Origin of the sequence: Lysinibacillus sp. OL1 (genome assembly GCF_004332175.1) — a bacterium.
Classification (GTDB): Bacteria; Bacillota; Bacilli; order Bacillales_A; family Planococcaceae; genus Lysinibacillus; species Lysinibacillus capsici.
The window spans coordinates 1-233 of sequence record NZ_SJDS01000163.1 but is presented as its reverse complement, the minus strand read 5'-3'; the positions used below and the strand labels follow the sequence as shown (position 1 = coordinate 233).

The window sequence follows — 233 nt, the reverse complement described above, 5'->3', positions numbered from 1 at the left end:
CTCTGACCCCACCGCATGGGAATTGGATGGCCGGGTCATGCACGTGACCCGGCCTCCGCTCGTGCAGTTGGTGAGCCTTCTGATGGCGCACAGCCCGATTCACGTTGTGTTCGGGTCGCTTCGTGACTCTGAGGATGAGCGGTTTCTGTACGAGCAGGTGATGGACTTCGAGTCATCGGTCGGGAACGACTTGCTCAACGATGTTGCCGATCAGCTTGTGGCGGCATGGTTCG

At 59.7% G+C, this 233-nt stretch carries 1 protein-coding gene; it reads right to left on the bottom strand.

All coding sequences use genetic code 11. The features are described from left to right. Positions 1-35 precede the first annotated feature (35 nt). Positions 36-176, bottom strand: coding sequence for a hypothetical protein (locus tag EW028_RS25485; RefSeq protein WP_193767484.1), 141 nt, complete (start codon positions 174-176; stop codon positions 36-38). Between the last annotated feature and the right edge of the window lie 57 nt (positions 177-233).

Coding starts and splice junctions, on each gene's coding strand:
- EW028_RS25485 (WP_193767484.1), bottom strand. CDS start 176: ATGACTCGAAGTCCATCACCTGCTCGTACAGAAACCGCTCATCCTCAG.